We start from the raw sequence: 1,781 nt of genomic DNA on the forward strand, positions 1-1,781 counted from the left end.
ATACACCCCCAGCGTGCCCGACCCGCCGTGGATCGGCGTTTGCTGCCCGCCACTGCTGGCCACCTGAATATCGCCCCAGCGGCTGTCGGCCTTCAGGCCAAGGGTCTCGACCTTTTCTACCGAAGCCAGCATCGACGCCCGAACCGCTTTGGCGACTTCCGGCCGTTCGGTGGCCAGGCCACTCGGGGTGTGTTGCGGATCCTTCGGATCGAACGCCACACGCCAGAAGTCAGGGGTTTGCTGCAACGCCAGCATGACGTTCTGAAAATGCACAAAGCCCAGCCCACTGTCCAGATTCACTCGGTGATCCCAAGCCTTGAGACTGGCACACAAGGGCGTCAGCGTCGGCGCATCGGTGCCGAGGTCCGCGGCACAGAATTGCAGCAGGTCCGGCATCACCAGGGCCGCCTGATACACCTGATCGTCCATCACCATGTGTTGCAGATCCGCCGCCGCAATAGGACCCGCCTTGTTTAAAAAGCTCAGGCGCTCCAGGGCGAAGCGCGAACGCAGCCCCAATGGCTGGCTGTCCTGACTGATCAATGGCGAGAAACCAGTGAGYGGTTGTCCCGGGTTGGCCATCCAGGCCGAATCGTTGGAATGCTGCACAAAATCCTTGCGCAACAGTTGCGGCAATTTGTCTGCGGCATAAATGCCTTTTTGCGCGGCGTGCGGGTCGACGTCCCAGGCACAAGCACTGTTGGAGCCGTCGAGCAGGATCATCTGTAACCCCGCTCGCGGATCGCTGCACTTGGCCAACTTGTCAGCGCTGACGTTCGGCACCACTGACAGGTTCATGTAAAGCGTCTGGCCCTGATCGTCCACCGCCAGGGTATTAACCCACGGGATCCCCTGAATCTTGTGCACCGAGGCCTGTAAATCCTTGACGCTGGCGGCACGATTCATCGCGTACCACTGCTGCAAGACCCGGTCGTTATCCAGGTTGGCATCACGCAGGCTGTAGGCAAACTGATTGTTCCAGTCCAGTTTTCCAGGCCATTGCACAATCGGCCCGAACGCCGAGCTATAGACCACATGGGAAATCTGCCGGGTCTGGCCATCGGGTTGCTTCACGCTGACTGTCAGCGTCTGCTTTTTCATTGGCAAAGACTTGCCATCGAGCAGGTAGCGGGTCGGCTCCTTCGGATCGAGTTGCAGGCGATACAAGGTGAAGTGCTTAGACGAGTCTACGGTGTGGGTCCATGCCAGATGCTGGTTGAACCCGATGTTGATCATCGGCAGACCGGGCAACGCGGCGCCCATCACATCCAGTTTGCCGGGAATGGTCAGGTGCATCTGATAAAAACGCATCCCGCCCACCCAAGGAAAATGCGGGTTGGCCAGCAGCATTCCGCGACCGTTGAACGAACGCTCGCTGCCAACCGCCACAGCGTTGCGGCCTCGATCCAGAGCGAAGCGTTGCATGCGTGAAGTCGCCAACTGGAACGACGCCGGGTCGCCTGCCGCATGAGCGACGGCTTTAGGCGGAGTCGCGCCGGCCAGTGCTTCGGCAAACTGGCCCACGCCGCCTTCGACCAACAATCGACGAGTCAACTTGACCAGGTCCTGGGCGGTAATTGCGCGCACCCATTCGCCCTGGCATTGCTGCGGTAAACCTTGCGCTCGACGCTCTGTCAGCGAACGGTTGTAACCCGCCACATAGCCTTCAATGAGCTCACGGACTTCCGGAGTTTGCGCCTGCCAGAAACCGGCGACAGCCTCAGGGGTGTTCAGCCAGTTGAAAAACAGATCGCTGGCCAGGTTACCGCGCTCCTCGAGCG

1 protein-coding gene is annotated in these 1,781 nt (G+C 60.2%); it reads right to left on the bottom strand.

All coding sequences use genetic code 11. The annotated features are described in order from the left end of the window. The coding region (gene pvdQ, locus AC1DLB_RS29170; RefSeq protein WP_477786203.1) for a bifunctional acylase PvdQ at window positions 1-1,781 on the bottom strand (1,781 nt) is incomplete at both ends.

This window comes from Pseudomonas sp. 05N434 (assembly GCF_056396965.1).